Source organism: Pseudomonas syringae group sp. 26L6, from assembly GCF_032587815.1.
Taxonomy (GTDB): domain Bacteria; phylum Pseudomonadota; class Gammaproteobacteria; order Pseudomonadales; family Pseudomonadaceae; genus Aquipseudomonas; species Aquipseudomonas amygdali.
Map to the genome: position 1 here is coordinate 139,133 of NZ_JAWHPJ010000009.1, position 18,076 is coordinate 157,208.

Annotated in this window: 15 protein-coding genes; 3 read left to right on the forward strand and 12 right to left on the reverse strand. The window is 57.9% G+C overall.

The genetic code is table 11. From position 1 onward, the window contains the following. Positions 1-98 precede the first annotated feature (98 nt). Together RYA97_RS03260 and RYA97_RS03265 are read right to left on the reverse strand one after the other, a co-directional pair. Positions 99-461 carry an NUDIX hydrolase gene (locus tag RYA97_RS03260; protein ID WP_005743561.1) on the reverse strand — a complete coding sequence of 121 codons (363 nt, stop codon included), beginning with the start codon at positions 459-461 and terminating at the stop codon, positions 99-101. A 318-nt stretch (positions 462-779) separates the two neighbouring features. Continuing rightward, positions 780-1,856 (reverse strand): NAD(P)-dependent alcohol dehydrogenase, encoded by a 1,077-nt coding sequence (locus RYA97_RS03265; protein ID WP_005743562.1) that lies wholly within the window; start codon positions 1,854-1,856, stop codon positions 780-782. A gap of 267 nt (positions 1,857-2,123) precedes the next feature. On the opposite strand from RYA97_RS03265, the gene RYA97_RS03270 reads away from it, so the two are divergent. Both RYA97_RS03270 and RYA97_RS03275 read left to right on the forward strand, forming a co-directional pair. Then, a complete protein-coding gene (locus RYA97_RS03270; RefSeq protein WP_162882914.1) occupies positions 2,124-5,006 on the forward strand; it encodes an EAL domain-containing protein in 2,883 nt (960 codons plus the stop codon). Between the two features lie 178 nt (positions 5,007-5,184). Further along, positions 5,185-5,739, forward strand: coding sequence for a hypothetical protein (locus RYA97_RS03275; RefSeq protein WP_117139919.1), 555 nt, complete (start codon positions 5,185-5,187; stop codon positions 5,737-5,739). Positions 5,740-5,960: 221 nt separating this feature from the next. On the opposite strand, the gene RYA97_RS03280 is transcribed toward RYA97_RS03275, so the two are convergent. The 8 genes from RYA97_RS03280 to RYA97_RS03315 all read right to left on the reverse strand — a co-directional run bounded on the left by RYA97_RS03280 (position 5,961) and on the right by RYA97_RS03315 (position 15,381). Beyond that, entirely contained in the window at positions 5,961-6,899 is a 939-nt protein-coding gene (locus RYA97_RS03280; RefSeq protein ID WP_057401403.1) for a carbohydrate kinase family protein, read from the reverse strand. A gap of 22 nt (positions 6,900-6,921) precedes the next feature. Then, positions 6,922-8,403, reverse strand: coding sequence for a xylulokinase (xylB, locus tag RYA97_RS03285; RefSeq protein WP_117139918.1), 1,482 nt, complete (start codon positions 8,401-8,403; stop codon positions 6,922-6,924). 9 nt (positions 8,404-8,412) lie between these two features. Further along, positions 8,413-9,894 carry a mannitol dehydrogenase family protein gene (locus tag RYA97_RS03290; RefSeq protein ID WP_005777586.1) on the reverse strand — a complete coding sequence of 494 codons (1,482 nt, stop codon included), beginning with the start codon at positions 9,892-9,894 and terminating at the stop codon, positions 8,413-8,415. A 17-nt stretch (positions 9,895-9,911) separates the two neighbouring features. Further along, entirely contained in the window at positions 9,912-11,018 is a 1,107-nt protein-coding gene (locus tag RYA97_RS03295) for an ABC transporter ATP-binding protein (RefSeq protein ID WP_016982065.1), read from the reverse strand. Between the two features lie 30 nt (positions 11,019-11,048). Next, positions 11,049-11,882, reverse strand: a complete 834-nt coding sequence (locus RYA97_RS03300) for a carbohydrate ABC transporter permease (protein WP_002553633.1) — start codon at positions 11,880-11,882, stop codon at positions 11,049-11,051. Positions 11,883-11,892: 10 nt separating this feature from the next. Further along, on the reverse strand, positions 11,893-12,825 hold the full coding sequence (locus RYA97_RS03305) for a carbohydrate ABC transporter permease (RefSeq protein ID WP_002553634.1): 933 nt from the start codon (positions 12,823-12,825) through the stop codon (positions 11,893-11,895). A gap of 87 nt (positions 12,826-12,912) precedes the next feature. Then, positions 12,913-14,235: an ABC transporter substrate-binding protein gene (locus tag RYA97_RS03310; RefSeq protein WP_005743571.1), complete on the reverse strand. Its 1,323-nt coding sequence runs from the start codon at positions 14,233-14,235 to the stop codon at positions 12,913-12,915. Between the two features lie 240 nt (positions 14,236-14,475). Then, positions 14,476-15,381, reverse strand: a complete 906-nt coding sequence (locus tag RYA97_RS03315) for an AraC family transcriptional regulator (RefSeq protein ID WP_002553636.1) — start codon at positions 15,379-15,381, stop codon at positions 14,476-14,478. Between the two features lie 129 nt (positions 15,382-15,510). On the opposite strand from RYA97_RS03315, the gene cobF reads away from it, so the two are divergent. Beyond that, a complete protein-coding gene (gene cobF / locus RYA97_RS03320) occupies positions 15,511-16,269 on the forward strand; it encodes a precorrin-6A synthase (deacetylating) (protein ID WP_005777579.1) in 759 nt (252 codons plus the stop codon). On the opposite strand, the gene RYA97_RS03325 is transcribed toward cobF, so the two are convergent. Next, the gene (locus tag RYA97_RS03325) at positions 16,266-17,600 is read right to left on the reverse strand and encodes a glycosyltransferase (protein ID WP_005743575.1); all 1,335 of its coding nucleotides are present in this window, start codon (positions 17,598-17,600) and stop codon (positions 16,266-16,268) included. The genes cobF and RYA97_RS03325 overlap by 4 nt on opposite strands. Beyond that, a complete protein-coding gene (locus RYA97_RS03330) occupies positions 17,593-17,952 on the reverse strand; it encodes a response regulator (protein ID WP_002553639.1) in 360 nt (119 codons plus the stop codon). Before RYA97_RS03330 ends, RYA97_RS03325 begins: the two co-directional genes overlap by 8 nt. Positions 17,953-18,076: the final 124 nt, after the last annotated feature.

Consider the following 18,076-nt stretch of genomic DNA (forward strand, 5'->3'; position numbering starts at 1 on the left):
AATGAACCGTCTGCTCTCTCAGAACAGCTTCAGGCCTGACCGTTCAACCCGATCTGGCTGATCACCCTTTGGCGTTGCGCCAGATGCTCGAAATGCTCTCAGGCCCGCTGGGCATATGACTTGACGATGGTCTTGGTCGCACTGCTGGCCTTCAAGTCTGCGAGTTTCTTCGGAGCCAGCCATTTGCAAGCGGCAATCTCATTCTGTGGCGAAGGCTCGCTTGAGGCCGGGACCTGCGTAGTGAACACGTAGTGAGTAACCTGATCTTTCTCATAAACCTCGAGATAGAGCAGATCAAGATTTTTCAGGCCTGTTTCCTCGCACAATTCACGCATGGCGGCCTGAGCAGGCGTTTCACCAGCCTCGATCTTGCCACCAGGCAATGCCCAGCGCGATTTTGGTTTGCGCACGTAGAGGACCTGGCCGTCGCGTTTGCAGATGACTGTCGCTCGTTGTTTCATGATTTGTTCACCTGTTAAAACGTCCGTTGACATGAGTATCTGCAAGGACTTCGTGAACTTGAGACCCAAAGGCAGTCAATGATAGTCACTAAAATGTAATAAATAGTTCATTTTTCTGGCCAGGACAAGCTCATGCCAGCATGAAGCAGGGTGGGCCAGGCGCAAGTGCGGGCTTCAAGCCGTTACCGACACTTACAGTGAGTATGAGTATCAGTGGGTTATTGTCTGTAGTCAGTTCATGCCTTGCGACGTACGGCATGTCTCGTGCGCGCAGCCATCCATGGCAGCGCTAGGCTCTTCAGGTGCATTCAGCCCGCATCATGCGGCGTTTGAGTCAGCAGGAATTTCCTGCTTGAGGCTGGCCATGTCGATGACGAAACGATATTTCACGTCGCCTTTGAGCATCCGCTCGTAAGCCTCGTTGATGTCCTGCATGGCGATCATTTCAATGTCTGAAACGATGCCGTGTTCGGCGCAGAAGTCCAGCATTTCCTGGGTTTCCTGAATGCCGCCGATCAACGAGCCTGCCAGACTGCGGCGTTTGAAGATCAAATTGAAGACTGCCGGAGACGGGTGCGGCTCTGCCGGTGCGCCGACCAGCGTCATGGTGCCGTCACGCTTGAGAAGGGACAGAAATGCATCCAGATCATGCGGTGCTGCGACTGTATTGAGGATGAAATCCAGGCTATTGGCCTGGGCTGCCATCTGCGCAGCATCTTTGGATACAACAACTTCGTCGGCACCCAGCCGCAAGCCATCTTCACGCTTGTCGGGCGATGTCGTGAACAGCACCACATGAGCGCCCATGGCGTGCGCGATCTTGACGCCCATGTGGCCGAGCCCTCCGAGCCCGACAATGCCCACTTTTTTGCCCGGGCCGACCTTCCAGTGGCGCAATGGCGAGTACGTGGTGATACCTGCGCACAACAGCGGCGCGACGGCGGCCAGATTGGCGTCGTGAGAGATGCGCAGGACGAACTTCTCCTTGACCACGATCTTGTCGGAGTAGCCCCCGAAGGTGTTCTCGCCGCCAAATACCGGGCCGTTGTAGGTGCCTGTGAAGCCGCTCTCGCAATATTGCTCGTCACCCTCTGCGCAGGGTGTACATTGCTGGCAACTGTCTACCATGCAGCCGACACCCGCGAGGTCGCCGACCTTGAAATGTTTGACGTCTGCACCGACTGCCGTTACCCGGCCAACGATTTCGTGGCCCGGAACCGAAGGATAGAGTGTGTTGTGCCACTCATTGCGTGCGGTATGCAGGTCCGAGTGACAAACGCCGCAGTAGAGAATGTCGATCTGAACGTCTTCGGCACCGGGTGAGCGGCGTTCGAACTGATACGGTTTGAGCACTTCCTGAGCAGACTGCGCTGCGTAACTGTAAGTCTTGACCATGACTGTCACCTGTTCAGTGGGGGAAGAATATGTAACGCCGCGAGCAAGCATAGCCGAGCCCTGCTCATTCACCTTGGCGGTCTCGCGACACACCTGAATCTGACCCGTATGGCAGCCGTGTAGTGCCCCATGTCACATGGATGTCATCTGACAGGCAAAGGGTCTGCCAAAAAGGTATGAACTTTGCAACAATGCAGCAGCACACTTGTTACCTTTGGTCATGGTTTTTACGGATGACCGTCGTCGGCTCATGCATCTGGTGTTTCCATGACAGTCTCACATCTGGCCACGGGTATATGCCCGAGCGTAGCGTTCAGTCCAGACACCACGTTGGCTGCCAACCATGACCGATTCGCCGGTCACGCGCCCATTGACGCACTTTTGAGCGCTGCACGGGAACAGATACCGGATATCGCCTGGGCAGCCTACGCTGCAGGCGAGCTGAAATGTCTGCTCGGGCAGGGCGACCCTGCAGTCGTCTGGCCTGCGCACATCGCTGCTGAAGACTTCGACACATACTGTGCTCAATCGCAGCTTCATTGCCGAGTCGCCGGGCAGGGCGAGGGCGTGTTGGGCTGGGTGCTGGCGCCAATGGCCGAAAAAGACCATCCCGCGCTGGTGGATCTCGCTGCCAGACTGGGTTCACTGTTGCAGACCGCTGCGTTGATCCGGGCGCAGAACACCCAGCGGGTTCTCTATGAAATCAGCCTGCTGGCCAGCTCCACGCTGGATCGTGGGGCTTTTCTGCAGGGTATTCATGAGCAGTTGAGTGCGCTGATCGATGCCGAGAACTTCTACGTCGCGCTGTATGACCAGCAAAGCCGCAAGATCACTTATCCGTATTACATCGACCGTTTCGATGACGAAGCGATGGGCCACGAGACGTTCGAATTCATCGACGCCGATCGAATGTCGCTCACCGGGTATGTCTTGAGCACCGGGCAACCCTTGTTTCTGGAAGCAGCCTGTATCGAGCGGGCAAAAGCCGAAGGTCGTTTTTTCTGGGTGGGGCGTCTGCCAGAGTTCTGGATGGGCGCGCCCCTGAAAAACGCCTCGGACGAAGTATTCGGCATGGTTGCGATGCAGGTCTATGACGTGTCCCGCGTCTACAGTGCTCAGGATCGCGCGTTGTTTTCCGTGGTGTCACGGCATGTGGCGATGGCCTTGGACCGACTGCTGCGCCGTACCGACCTGGAGCAGATTGTGGCACTGCGCACACAACAGCTTTCGGCAGCCAATGACGCCCTGCGCCAGGAAGTGCGCGACCGTGAACGCGCCGAGCACTTGCAGAGTGCTCTGTTCCAGATTGCCGAGCTTTCCAGCCAGCCGGGCGATATGAATGAGCTGTTTCGCAGCCTGCACATGATTGTCGGCGAGCTGCTGGTAGCACTCAATTTCTACATCGCCCTTTACGACAGCGCTACAGGCGAAGTGACCTTTCCTTATTACATCGACGAATTCCAGCCCACGCCGCCACGTTCACGGCGTGGGCAGCGCGGCTTTACCGAGTATGTGATAGGCCAGCGGCGACCGTGCCTGATCGATTACGACGATGCCCGCAGGCTGGAAAGCCTGGGCGAAATCGAGGTGCAAAAAAATACCGGTCGTTCTTCTTCCTGGCTGGGTATCCCGCTGTTCGATGGCGAGGAGGTGCGCGGCGTGCTGGTGGTGCAAAGCTATTCGAAGGATGTCAGCTATACCTTGCGTGATCAGGAACTGCTGACCTTTGTCTCTCGCCACATCGACACGGCACTGTCCCGGCGCAGCGCGGCAGAGGCGATCCACACCGCCAATGTGCTCCTCGAAGCCCGGGTTCGCGACCGGACCCGGGAGCTGGATCAGGCCAACGCCAGATTGCAGCATGAAAACTCCCACGACTCGTTGACCGGACTGCCTAACCGCAGTCACTTGCAACATCGCCTGAAACAGGCGTGGCAGGACTTTTGCCTGAACGGCCAGCAGCTGATTGTCATGTTCATCGATCTGGATCGTTTCAAGATGATCAATGACAGCCTTGGCCACCACTGCGGCGATATCCTCCTGGTGCAGGCCGCCGAGCGGCTGCGCAGTTGCATGCGTGAAGGGGATCTGCTGGCCAGGCTTGGAGGTGACGAATTTGCGGTGCTAAGCATCGATGCACCGTTACAGGCCGGTACGGATATAGCCCAGCGGATCCTGACCGCGTTCGAGCAACCGTTCGTGATTGACGATCACAGCGTCTTTTCTTCTTGCAGCATCGGCGTGGTGGGTGCTGACAGCCGCTTCCATCAGGAGCCGGCGGACCTCTTGCGTGATGCCGACACCGCCATGTATCGGGTCAAGAATGGTGGGCGTGACAGCTTCGCCGTGTTCAATCAGGCTCTGCGTCGGGAGGTGTCGGATCAGGTCGAGCAAGAGGGAGCGTTGCGCACGGCCCTGAAGCGTACTGATCAACTGATCCCCTATTTTCAGCCGGTCATCTGTGTCAGGACCGGAGAGTTACTGGCGTTCGAAGCGTTGATCCGCTGGCGCATGCCGGATGGACGGATCGTCGGGCCGGAAAGCTTTTTGCCCGCGCTGGAGGGTTTGCGCCTGATTGGTCGTCTGGATATCTACATGCTCAAATGCGTGGTGAACATCCTGGCGCAACCCGAGAACGGCCACTGGCCGCCAGTGCATGTGAACTGCTCCAGCTACAGCATCACCCGCCCGGCATTCGCTGCAGAAGTGCTGGCGATGCTTGCTGAACAGAATGTTGCGCCCTGGCGTCTGTGCCTGGAGCTTACGGAGGGGGCATTGGTGGCCGACCCTGAGCAGGCACGCCTGTCAATGAAGCAACTGGCCGAGCAGGGCATGTCGGTCATGCTGGACGATTTTGGCGCGGGGTTTTCTTCGCTCAGCTATGTGCATCAGTACCATTTCAGCGGCTTGAAAATCGACAAATCGTTTATCTTCGGACTGGCCTCCAGCATACGCAGCCGGGCCATCGTGCGGGCCATCGTACGCATGGCCGAATCCCTTGATCTGAACGTCGTCGCCGAAGGTGTCGAAGATCTGGAAACACTCGAGTTGCTGCGCGAGATCGGCGCGACCCAGGCGCAGGGTTACTACTTCTCTGAACCGTTGCCGATCGAGCTGTTGAACGTCAATACCGGTCGTGCGGCAGGCTGAAAGCAGCCTGTGTCGGCGAATGTTTGCCGCAAACGGCAGAATGTATGGGTTTTTTTGACAGTGCCGATCTTTAGCTTTTGAATTTAAGTTATAAAAATCAGTAACTTATGGATTTACTGTGCACTTGGCACTGGACTTGCTGTTGAACCTGAGCAACAGGTTCATCAGGAGGTGAAAGATGATTATTGGCACGAGTGCGCTTGAGCAGCTTGTTTCCCGGGCTGTGGTTGGGCGCAAAACCGTAGATGAGGTGTCTCAGGACGCATTCAGCTCGGTTGCCGCAGCTGGCCTGACATCAGGTTCAGCACCGGTTACCACGCCGGTCAGCAATTCAACATCGCAAGACAGCAAGCAGGACAACAGCGGTTACAACGAATCCTTCGCGCGGATGATGATCAATCTCAAGTCTGCCGGTGATTCGTCACTGTCGGAAAAGACGGCTGATCGCGACAACGGTGTCATCGGTTCAGGGGCCAGCGCCACCAGCACCACTGACACTGCGTCGACGGGTTCGGTAGAACAGAAGTTCATGGACTCTCTGAAGCAGACAGCCGAAGAGAAAGTGCGCGAGAAGCTGACGGGCGTCACCCAGAAAGACTACGACGCCATGGCACCTCAGGACCAACTGGCCATTGACCAGAAAGTCCAGGACGCGCTCAAGGACAAGCAGAACAACGTTGCAGATGACATCAACACCCGCATCAGAGGTATCAAGGCCGGCATGCTGGCTTGACCGGGCAGTGGGTTCAGTTGCTTGTTCGGCGACTGTAATGGCTCTTTCGTGAGCAAGCTCACTCCCACAAATGGAATGCTTTCCAAATGGGAGTGAATCCTGAAACTTCTCCCGCTTGGAACAGGTTCGGAATGTGGGAGTGAGCTTGCTCACGAAGACTTTAGTTCATGCGTTACATGTTGCGGATGTACCGCTGTTTTTGTTTCTCGTCGAAAACTGAATCACCCCAACTGATGCCGATACGGCAGATCCGGCCCGACCTTTGTGCAGGTCAGCGCGGCTGCGCCGACGGCAAAATTCAGCATCTCGTCCAGGGTTTCCCGTGACAGCGTCGACAAGCCTTGTGGCGTATCGAGCTGACGCTCGCTGAGGAAGGTCAGCAGCGCCGCCTGAAAAGTATCCCCGGCCCCGACGGTATCGGCGGTGACCACCGTTTTTGCCGGCACTGACCAAGTACCATGCTGCCGGGTAAAGACGCTGGCACCTTGCGTGCCGCGGGTGACGATGACCAGTTGCGTACGCTTGCCGAGCCAGCCTTCGGCGATTTTTTGTGGGTCACTGTCCGGGTACAACAGGTGCAGGTCTTCGTCACTGACCTTGATCAGGTGCGCATGTTCGGCGAACGCTGCGACCTGGCTGCGCCAGCGCTGAATGTCCGGTGCCGGGTTGAGGCGCACGTTGGGGTCCAGTGAAATCAGGCGTTTCGTACTTTCGCGGGCGACCAGCGCCAGCAGTGTGTCGGCAATCGGCTGCACCACCAGCGAAAAGGAGCCGACGTGAATGCCGCGTACCTGCGCATCGAGTTCCGGCAGATGTTCAAGGCGCAACTGCCGGTCCGCGCAGCCGTCGCCGCGAAAGCTGTAAGTCGGCGAGCCGTCGCTGCCCACGGCGACCATGGCCAGTGTCGTGGGCGCGTCGAACTCAACCAGGTGATCGGTATTGACCGTTTCCTTTTCCAGCACGGCACGCAGACGGCGGCCCAGGTAATCGGTGGACAGCCCGGCAAAGAAGCCTGCCTCCACACCCAGGCGGCGCAGTCCGATCGCAACGTTGAATGGAGAGCCGCCGGCAATCGCATCAAACCCCAATCTGTTCAGGGAACCGCTGTCATCAGCGCGGGTAAAAATATCGAACAGTGCTTCGCCACAAACCAGAAACATAAGTGCTCCATGAAAAAACGGTTCAAACCTTGCGCAGTTGCGCCTGATAACGCTGATAGACCTGCTGATAGGCGGCCACATTATGCACCACGGGGTGCGTCTCACTGCTTTGATCGAGACTTACACAGCGTTCGCACAGTTGCTGCAGGCCCTCAGCCTTACCGTTGGCATGCGACCAGCACCATGCGGCCTGAATGGCCGCGCCCAGCGCGGCGGCTTCTGCGTGGTCGGTGCAGATCACCGGAGTATTCATGATGTCAGCTACGATCTGCCGCCATACCGCACTTTTGGAACCGCCGCCAATCAGGCGGATTTTCTCGCTTTTGATACCACTGTCGCGCAGCAGGTCCAATCCGTAGCGAAGGCCGAAGGTGGTGCCTTCGACCACGGCGCGGGACAGGTTGGCCTGGGTCAGATTGGTGCTGTCCAGGCCGACGATGCTGCCGGTGGCATCGGGCAGAGCGGGCACACGTTCGCCGTTCAGAAAAGGCAATATCAGCACGCCTTCGGCCCCTATCGGTGCCTGGGCGACGGCCTGGTTGAACCCGGCGATATCCAGAGCGAACAACTCACGAATAGCCGTGGTCGCATTGGTCAGGTTCATGGTGCAGATCAATGGCAACCAGCCACCGGAGGATGAGCAGAAGGTAGCGACCGACTCATGTTCGCTGACCCGCGCCTCATCGGCGTAGGCATAGACAGTGCCTGACGAGCCCAGGCTCATGGTGATCAGACCGGGCTGGATATTGCCCGTGCCAATGGCGCCCATCATGTTGTCGCCGCCACCACTGGACACCAGTGCTGCGGGGTTCAGGTCCAGCAGTCGGGCGATTTCAGGACGCAGCACGCCAACCGCTTCGTGTGCTTGCACCAATTGCGGCAGCGCCTTGCCCAGACGGCCGCTCGGGTCGATGTGCGCGAGCAGCGGCAGGTCCCACTCACGGGTGCGCACATTGAAATAACCGGTGCCCGATGCGTCTCCGAATTCAGTGCAGCAGCGGCCGGTCAGCCAATAGTTGAGGTAGTCGTGGGGCAGCAGCACCTTGTCTATACGCTCAAACAGCTGCGGGTACTGTTCCTTGGTCCACAGCAGTTTGGACACGGTATAGCCCGGCGCAATGACCAGACCAAGGCGTTGCAGGGAACCCTGCGCGCCGCCCAGGTAATCCAGCAAGCGCTGGTTTTCCGGGGCCGATTCAGTGTCGCACCACAGTTTGGCCGGGCGCAGCACCTCACCTTGAGCATCGAGTAGCACCAGACCATGTTGCTGGCCCGATACGCCGATGCCGAGAATCTGTTGCCCCGACACGCCAGACTGTGCCAATGCATCGCGGGTGGCCTGTTGCAGCGCGTTCAGCCATTGCCCTACGTCCTGCTCGCGGCGGCCGTTATGGTCGCTGATCAGGCTATGCGAGGCCGAACCCTCGCCCAGCACAGTACCGCTTTCGGTATCGAGCACCAGCACCTTGGTGCCCTGGGTGCCGCAGTCAATTCCAAGAAACATGGGCGCACCTCAAAGGCGGTTGGCCAGAAGTTTTTCCAGCGTGCCACTGACGCCCAGCGTGCGCAGGTCATTGAGGTTCTGCTCGAACGCTGCGACAAACTCGGCTGATTTCGGAATGGCAACGCCAAATATTTCCTCAACCTGCAACAGCCGCCGGGTAATCAGCTCGTCGTCGACCACCAGTGCCTGACAGAACTCGGCGCGCGGGTCGGGAATTTTGTAGGTCGTGCCGTTCTCGTCGACACCTTTCAGATACAGCGCCCACGCGGCAACGACCAGCGAGGCGCGCTCGACATTGCCCTGATCGACGATCAGACGATTGATCGTCGGAATGGTGAATTTGGGGAATTTGGACGAACCGTCCGAACAAACCCGCTCCAGCTGATCGGCGATCGCCTGGTTGGAAAAGCGCTCGATCAGCGTGTCTTTATAGCCTTCCAGGTCGATGCCCGGCACCGACGCCAGCTGCGGCGTGACGTCCAGGTCCATGTAAGCACGGATGTAGCGCACGAACAGCGGGTCATTCATGGTTTCGTGGACAAAACGATAACCCTTGAGGAAGCCCAGATAGGTCAGGGCAAGGTGGCTGCCGTTGAGCAGCTTGATCTTCATTTCCTCATAGGGCGTTACATCATCGGTGAACTGCACGCCGACCTTTTCCCAGGCCGGGCGACCGTTGACGAACTTGTCTTCCAGCACCCATTGCACGAACGGTTCGCAGACCACCGGCCAGGCGTCGTCGATGTGCTTCTCGTCCGCCAGCTTCAGCCGGTGAGCCGCGCTGGTCATGGGGGTGATGCGGTCGACCATCGCGTTGGGGAAGCTGACGTTGTCTTTGATCCAGTCGTGCAGGTCGGCATCGCGCAAGGTGGCAAATGCCAGCAGCGCCTTGCGAGTGACTGCGCCATTATGCGGCAGGTTATCGCAGGACATCAGGGTAAAGGCTGGCGTACCTTCGGCACGGCGGCGCGCCAGTGCCGCGCAGAGGAAGCCGAATACCGTCTTTGGCTGGTCCGGGTGTGCCAGGTCATGCTGGATCTGTGGCAGATGCGCCATGAACTGGCCATTGCTGTCGTCGATGCAATAGCCGCCTTCGGTGATGGTCAGCGAGACGATGCGGATGTCCGGGCTGGACAGCTTGTCGATCAACGCCTGAGTGCTGTCGTCGGCCAGCAGCATGCCGCTGATCGAGGCAATGACGCGGGTTTCGGTATCTGGCGTGTCGCCCAGTTCGTAGAGCGTGTACAGATAGTCCTGCTGCGCCAGTGCGTCACGTACGGCTTTGTCTTCAGGGCGCAGACCGACGCCGCAGATGCTCCATTCAAAGCCTTCGCCGCTGTTCATCAGTGCATCGGTGTAAAACGCCTGATGCGCCCGATGGAAGCCGCCAACGCCGATATGGGCAATGCCCTGGCGAGTGCTTTCGACGGTGTAGGCTGGCAGGGCAATGTCGGCGTCCAGTCGGGACAGATTGTTTTTGGTCAGTTTCATGAAGGGCTCTCCGGAACTCAGGCGGCGACAGTCTGCAAGGCTTTGGCAATCACCAGACCTTGAGCGTCGAACAGGTGGCATTGGGCACTGTCCAGGTGCAGGTTCAGCGTCTCGCCGTACTGGCTGGCCAGGTCGCCACGAATACGCATGGTCAGCGCCTCGCCCGACCGGGTGCGCACATGGCAATAGGTGTCGCTGCCAAGACGTTCGCTGACATCGGCGATAACCTGCAACTGGCAATCGCTGTTCTGGGCAAGATTCAGGTGTTCCGGGCGAATGCCCAGCGTTACCGGTGCTCCGACACTCAACCCTGCGCCGTCGACCGGCAGGCTGATGCGGGTTCCGGCATCCAGTTCGACTTCACAGCTGGCGTTGTCCACTCGACTGATCTTGCCCTTGAGGAAGCCCATTTTCGGCGTGCCGAGAAAGCCTGCGACAAACAGATTGGCAGGGTGGTGATAAAGCTCCAGCGGCGAGCCGACCTGCTCGACCTTGCCGCCGTTGAGCACGACCACCTTGTCGGCCAGGGTCATTGCCTCAACCTGGTCGTGGGTCACATAGATCATCGTGGCTTGCAGCTCTTTGTGCAGGCGCGACAGCTCCAGGCGGGTTTGCACGCGCAACGCGGCGTCGAGGTTGGACAATGGTTCATCGAAGAGAAAAATCTTCGGATTGCGCACGATGGCCCGGCCAATCGCAACACGCTGTCGTTGTCCACCGGACAACTGCTTGGGTTTGCGTTCCAGCAACGGCCCGAGCTCCAGAATACGCGCGGCTTCATCGACCTTCTTCTTGATCTCGGCCTTGTCGCCACCCGCCAGGTCCAGCGCGAATGACAGGTTCTTGCCTACCGTCATGTGCGGGTAAAGCGCGTAGGTCTGGAACACCATCGCCAGATCGCGTTTGGCCGGCGTGACTTGGGTAATGTCGCGGCCATCGAGTTCGATGGTCCCCGAGGTGACTTCCTCAAGCCCGGCGATGAGCCGCAGCAGGGTGGATTTGCCACAGCCCGAAGGCCCGACAAAGACCACGAACTCGCGGTCATTCACGTCCAGATCGATACCCTTGATGATTTGATGACCATCAAAGCCTTTTTGCAGGTTGCGGATGCTCAGGTTAGCCATGTTGGATTCCTTCTTGTTCTTTGAGGCGGACTATTTGACAGCGCCGAACGACAGGCCGCGAACCAGCTGTTTCTGACTGATCCAGCCGAAAATCAGGATGGGCGCACATGCCAGGGTCGAGACCGCCGACAGCTTGGCCCAGAACAGCCCTTCGGGGCTGGAGTAGGAGGCGATCAGTGCCGTCAACGGTGCCGCTGCGGACGAGGTCAGGTTCAGTGACCAGAACGCTTCGTTCCAGCACAGGATCAGCGATAGCAGTGCTGTAGAGGCCAGCCCGCCCTTGCAGATCGGCATCAGCACGCGAAAGATCTCCTGGCGGGTGCTGGCTCCGTCCAGCCGTGAGGCCTCAAGGATCTCACCGGGAATATCCTTGAAATAGGTGTAGATCATCCAGACCACGATCGGCAGGTTGATCAGCGTGTAGATGATGATCAGCGCCAGCCTGGAATCCAGCAGGCCAAAGGTCTTGGCCAGCAGGTAGATCGGCATCAGCACGCCCACTGGCGGCAGCATCTTGGTCGAGAGCATCCACAGCAGGGTGCTTTTGGTGCGTTTGGTTTCGAAGAACGCCATGGAATACGCCGCAGGAATGGCGATCAGCATGGCCAGGGCGGTGGCGCTGAAGGAAATCAGCACCGAGTTCCAGGCAAAGTGGAAGTAATCGCTGCGCTCCTGAATGTGCAGGTAGTTTTCCAGCGTTGGGGTAAAGAACAATTGCGGCGGCGTCGCAAATGCGTCGATCTCGGTCTTGAAGCTGGTCAGCACCATCCAGAAGATCGGGAAGAACACCAGCGCAGCGATCAGCCAGGACAGGCTCCCGAGCAGCAGGCTTTGCAGGCGGCGTGATTGTTTGAGGGTCATCATGGCAAGGTCCTCATGACTTGTCGGTGAGGTTTTTGCCGATCATCCGGATCAGGATGATCGCCGCGATGTTGGCGATCACTACGGCGATCAGTCCGCCCGCCGAGGCCATACCGACGTCGAACTGCAGCAGCGCCTGGATGTAGATCAGGTATGCCAGGTTGGTCGAGGCAAAGCCCGGCCCGCCATTGGTGGTAGTGAATATTTCAGCGAACACCGAGAGCAGGAAGATCGTCTCGATCATGACCACCACGGCAATCGGACGTGCCAGGTGCGGCAGGGTCAGGTGCCAGAAGATCGCGATGGGGCCGGCTCCATCCAGACGTGCCGCCTCTTTCTGTTCCTGGTCCAGCGACTGCATGGCGGTCATCAGGATCAGAATCGCGAACGGCAGCCACTGCCAGGACACGATGATGATGATCGACAGCATCGGGTAATGGGCAAACCAGTCAATGGGCTGCGCACCGAAGAACTTCCACACCGCCGCGAGTACGCCGGACACCGGATGGAAAATCAGGTTTTTCCAGATCAGCGCGCTGACCGTGGGCATGATGAAGAACGGCGAGATCAGCAGAACGCGGACGATGCCGCGGCCGAAAAACTCACTGGCTTCGAGCAGCGCCGAGATCAGCACGCCGAGGATTACACTGATCGCCAGCACGCTGCCGACCAGCAGCAGGGTGTTACCGGCACCGGGCAGAAAGCCGCTGTCGGTGACGAAATACTGGAAGTTCTCCAGCCCGACGAACTCGTTTTCGCCAGGTGACAGCAGGTTGTAGCGGATCAGCGAGAAATAAATGGTCATGCCCAGCGGCACGATCATCCACACCAGCAGAAGCGCCACTGAAGGACTGACCAGAAACCAGCCCGGCTTGAATCGACGGCTTTTGAGCGGTTGCTGTTCGCCGGACAGGTCCGTGCGTTCAGGGGAGGCTGAGGTATTCATGGGGAGCTCCGAACCGGATTGCACCAGAGTTGTTGCGCAGGTGAGCGGCAGGGTGAAAGCGTACGCCTTCACCCTGGTACAGGACGGTTACTTTTTCGGGTAACCCGCTCGTTTCATGTCACGTGCAGTCGCTGTTTGCGCATTCTGCAAGGCTTGATCCACAGTGGACTGACCTATGAGTGCTGCGGAGAACTGCTGACCGACGCTGGTGCCGATGGCCTGGAACTCGGGAATGGTGACCAGTTGAATGCCGACGTAAGGCACGGGCTTGAGGGTTGGCGACTTGGGATCGACCTTTTTCAACGACTCAAGCGTGATGTTGGCAAACGGCGCTGCCTTTTTGTACTCGTCGGTGTAGGTCGAGGCGCGGGTGCCCGGCGGTACGTTGGACACACCGTCGGTATCGGCAACCAGTTTGGCGTACTCTTTCGAGGTGGCCCACTGGGTGAACTCGGCAGCATCCTTGGTGTTCTTGGCGCTGGTCGGGATCGCCAGCGACCACGAATACAGCCACGACGAGCCCTTGTCGGTTACTTCATGCGGTGCGTAGGTGAAGCCGACGCTGTCGGCCACTTTGCTCTGCTTCTTGTCGGTCACGAACGAACCGGCAACGCTGGCGTCGACCCAGATGGCGCACTTGCCGCTGTTGAACAGCGCAAGGTTTTCGTTGAAGCCATTGCTGGAGGCACCCGGAGGGCCGGACTGCTTCATGGTGTTGACGTAGAAGTTCAGCGCATTCTTCCACTCTGGCTGATCGAACTGTGGCGTCCACTGCTCATCGAACCAGCGTCCGCCAAAGGCGTTGGCCAGCGTGGTGATCAGCGCCATGTTCTCGCCCCAGCCAGCCTTGCCGCGCAGGCAGAGACCGTACTGTTCCTTGGACCTGTCAGTCAGTTTGCCAGCGAATTCGGCAATCTGTGTCCAGGTTGGGCGTTCGGGCATGGTCAGGCCGGCGGCCTTGAACAGGTCGGTGCGGTAGTAAGTGATCGAAGCTTCAGCATAGAACGGCAGGGCGAACAGTTTGCCGTCCACAGAAAGGCCGTCACGCACGGAAGGGAACACATCGTCCAGCTCGTAACTGGCAGGCAGGTCTTTCATTTCCTGCAACCAGCCTTTCTGACCCCAGAGTGAGGCTTCGTACATGCCGATGGTCAGCACATCGAACTGACCGCCTTTGGTGGCGATGTCGGTGGTCAGGCGCTGACGCAGGACGTTCTCTTCCAGCACAACCCAGTTGAGTTTGATGTCAGGGTGTTTTTCTTCGAAAGTCTTGGAGAGGCGCTGCATGCGAATCATGTCACTGTTGTTGACCGTGGCGATGGTCACGGTCCCCGCTGTGGCACTGCCACTGAACACGAAACAGGTACTGAGGACGGAACTGGCGAGCAGAAGTTTTGCTGAGTTCTTCATTGATCACTCCTCTTCCACGCCCAGTGAGCAGTAGAAGGATGGTTATTGTTTTTTTCTCTTCCGGAGGTGAGGAAGATGTGGATTGATTACACCGGCGTTCGGTCGGAAAGACAAATCCTGCGCCGCACTCTGACTGATACTTTTTTGCACTGATGCACGAAAGGCCGATAGAGCCGAATCGCCCATAGGCTGGCTTCGCCGCAACTGCAGCGTAGACGATAGGCGCAAGGGCAGGGTGAATCAGTACAGGTTTTGTTCGGTCAGGCGCTGCACGGCCAGGCGGCGATAATGCGAAGGCGTCATGCCCTTGAGTTGCTGGAAGCGCCGATTGAAGTTGGAGATATTGTTGAACCCGGATTCAAAGCACACATCAGTGACCGGTTTGTCGCCATCAGCCAGCAATTCGCACGACTTGCTGATGCGCAGTCGATTGACGAACTCTACAAAGCATCGCCCTGTGGCCTGCTTGAACACTCTGGAAAAATAGGTTGGCTTCATGCCCAGATACTCGGCCACTTCCTCCAGCGGCAGCTCCCGGCCATAGTGGGCAAAGATGTAATCCACCGCCCGGTTGGTGCGATCGACGCTGTGCTCGTCAGCTGTATGGGCGACCGCAGTGCCAGAGAGCAACTGATAGTCGTCGCTGGCTGCCAGCAACTCGAGAAGAATGAAGAAATGACCCAGGCGGGTGATGCCCCGTGAGTCGGCAATCTTCTGCATCAGCTTCATGGCCTGACGAATCGTACGTTTGCAGCGAAATTCGATGCCGTAGCGGGCGCGCTCCAGTAATGGCGTCAGGGTTTTTAGTTCGGCAAACACCTGATTGCCACTTTCCAGCAGTTCATCGGTGAAGTTGACCAGCATGTCGCGTTTGGCCACAACTTCACCCTCATCGATCTGGCTGATCCAGTTATGCGGCAGGTTGGGACCGGTCAGAAACAGGCTGGCAGGGTTGAAATTGCCGATGTAATCGCCGACAAATACCTTGCCTGAGCTGGCCACAATCAAATGCAGCTCGTATTCCTTGTGAAAGTGCCAGCGCACCAGCGGACAGGGGAATCCGTGCTCGCGATAAATGATCGACAGCCCGTTGTGGTCGTCCATCAATTCGTAGGAAGGGTCGGCGATTCTTGTTGTTTTACTCATGGCTATGTCGTGTTCAGCAGTTGCCAGAACGATAATGTGCCTGATTTTCAGCTTCAATGCCCGGTCGCTGACAAAAATCACCTACGATCAGGCGTCTCACATGATTTGCCACAGTGGAGTGGTTATCCGATGAAACAGATCCTGCTGATTGGCATGGGGGCCGGTGATCCCGAGCAGATTACCTTGCAGGCCATTGCTGCGCTGAACCGTGCCGACGTGATCTTCATTCTCGACAAGGGCTATGTCGACGATGAGCTGCTGCGCCTGCGCAAAGCGCTTTGCCAGCGGCATATCACTCATCAGGACTATCGTCTGGTACAGGTTCAGGACCCTCGGCGCGATGGCGACCCTGATGCCTACGAGCGGGGTATCGAAAGTTGGCACGAGCAGCGCGCTGCATTGTTCGAGCGGCTGTTGACCGATGAGCTTGGCGCAGATCAGGTTGGTGCATTTCTGGTCTGGGGCGATCCGTCACTGTATGACAGCACCATGCGCATCCTTGACCGCGTATTGGCGCGCGGCAGGGAAACATTCGAATATCAGGTGATTCCCGGCATCACCAGTGTCCAGAGCCTGGTGGCGCAACACCGGATACCGCTCAATCGTATTGGTGAGTCGATTCACATCACCACAGGGCGACGCCTGGCGGCCGCAGCGCTTGAGCAACACAGCAATGTCGTGGTGATGCTGGATGCACAGTGCACATTCGAGCGTTACGTCGGGCAGGGGCTGGATATCTATTGGGGCGCTTATCTGGGCACCGCGGACGAGATACTGGTGTCTGGCAGGCTCGATGACGTGTGTGAGCAGATCAAGCTGTTGCGCGCCGAAGCGCGCGACCGCAGGGGATGGATCATGGATACTTATCTGTTGCGCAAACCAGCTTAGACCGTATCTTCAGCCTTGTTACGGTTCTTGGCTTCGATCCACTGCGCCATGTACTTGGTGCTCTTGTGGTGATGATGGCGAAGCATGGCGCCGGTGAAGTTCGCCAGACGATGCTCGGGCAACTGGTTACGAAGGGTCTGAATGCGCTCGATCAGGCTCGCACAGTGTTGCCGATGCTGGTAACGCGCCTGCAGCAACGCCAGCCCGGCGTTCTGCGCCTCTAGCCAGCGGGTCTGGTCTTGATAGAGTCTGACCGCAGCATCAGCGATGTCTTTCGGGTTATCGGCGATGACGCCAGGCCACGGCAGCCCGCCGCTCATGGCTTCTGCGCCGATCACAGTGGTGATTGACGGAGTGCCGCAGAGCATGGCATCCATCAATTTGCCCTTGATGCCGGCACCGAAACGCAACGGCGCAAGACAAATGCGTGCTGATGACATGACCTGCAACGCATCTTCAGCCCAGTGCTTCACATGAAACCCTTGAGCGCCATTGTGCAGCGCTGTTGCCTTGGGTGGCGTGTAGGCACCGTAAATATGCAGCTGCGCTTCAGGCAATTGATGACGGATCAGCGGCCAGATTGCGGTTTTCATCCATAGCACCGCATCCCAGTTGGGGGCGTGACGGAAATTACCGATGCTGAGGAAGTGCGCGCGCTCTGCAAAAGGCCGAACGCTGTCGGGAACGCCGTCAATCATTAGCGGACACCAGTGCAGCAGCGAGGCGGGCAGCCCAAAGGAACCGGTCAGTAATGCCATTTCAACGTCGGATGTCATCAGGTTCAGGTCGCAGCGATACAACGATGCGACCTCGCGCTGCGCCAGCTCGCTGGAGGCGATCTGCTTGAAAAGCCCCGGCGTTGAAGTGTCGCAAATATCGCTCGGATCACCCGCGGAATCGCTGTTCAGCAAGTCCTTCAACATCTGATGGCGTGCATGGCGCAGGCTTTGAAAATCCGACGTTTCCAGAATGCGCAGGGCGTCGGGGCATTGTTGCTCGACGCGCCAGCCGAACTGCTCTTCGATCATGAACTGATCAAAAACAACGATATCGGGCTGCAATTTACTGACAAACAGGTCAAAACTGCTGTCATTGAGCGCGATTCGTACTTCCTCGATGCCCAGGCTGACCAGATCGGCCCTATGTTCACCTTCAGTGGCAGGGCTGGCAAAGGTAATCTGCCAGTTCTGCTCGAGGAAGCATTGGATCAGTTGCATCATGTGCCCGCTGGCAGCCGAAGAGCGTGGCTCGGGCCATACGTAGCCGATGATCAATACACGTGTACTGGCGTGCGTGTCGGTGTGACTGAAAGCAGCTTTGATGTCAGTCAAGGATGCTTTTTACCTTGTCACGCAACTGGTCGATCGAAAAAGGCTTGCCGATCGAATGCATGCCTGGCGGCACATCGATGTTCTCGGAGTAACCGCTGGCGAACAGTACCGGCAATTGAGGCCGCAGTTCGATGACCTTTTTAGCCAACGCGGTGCCCTTCATGTCGGGCAACCCCTGATCAGTCATCAGCAGGTCGATGTGCCTGGTATCGTCAACAACGAAAGTCAGGGCTGAAGTGGCGTCCTCGGCTTCCAGTACCTTGTATTCCAGCTCTTCGAGCACGTCGACAATCAGCATGCGCACAATGGCGTCGTCTTCGACCACGAGAATGGTGCGGGCTGTGTCCGGCATTGTTGACTCCTTAAACCTGAAAAATGGTGATAGCGCAGACAGCATGGAATGCCATGCTTCCTTTTCCGGCAGCTCAGCGTAACCGAGCGCGGTCCTGTCCACTGTTGATACTGTCCCTGTATCA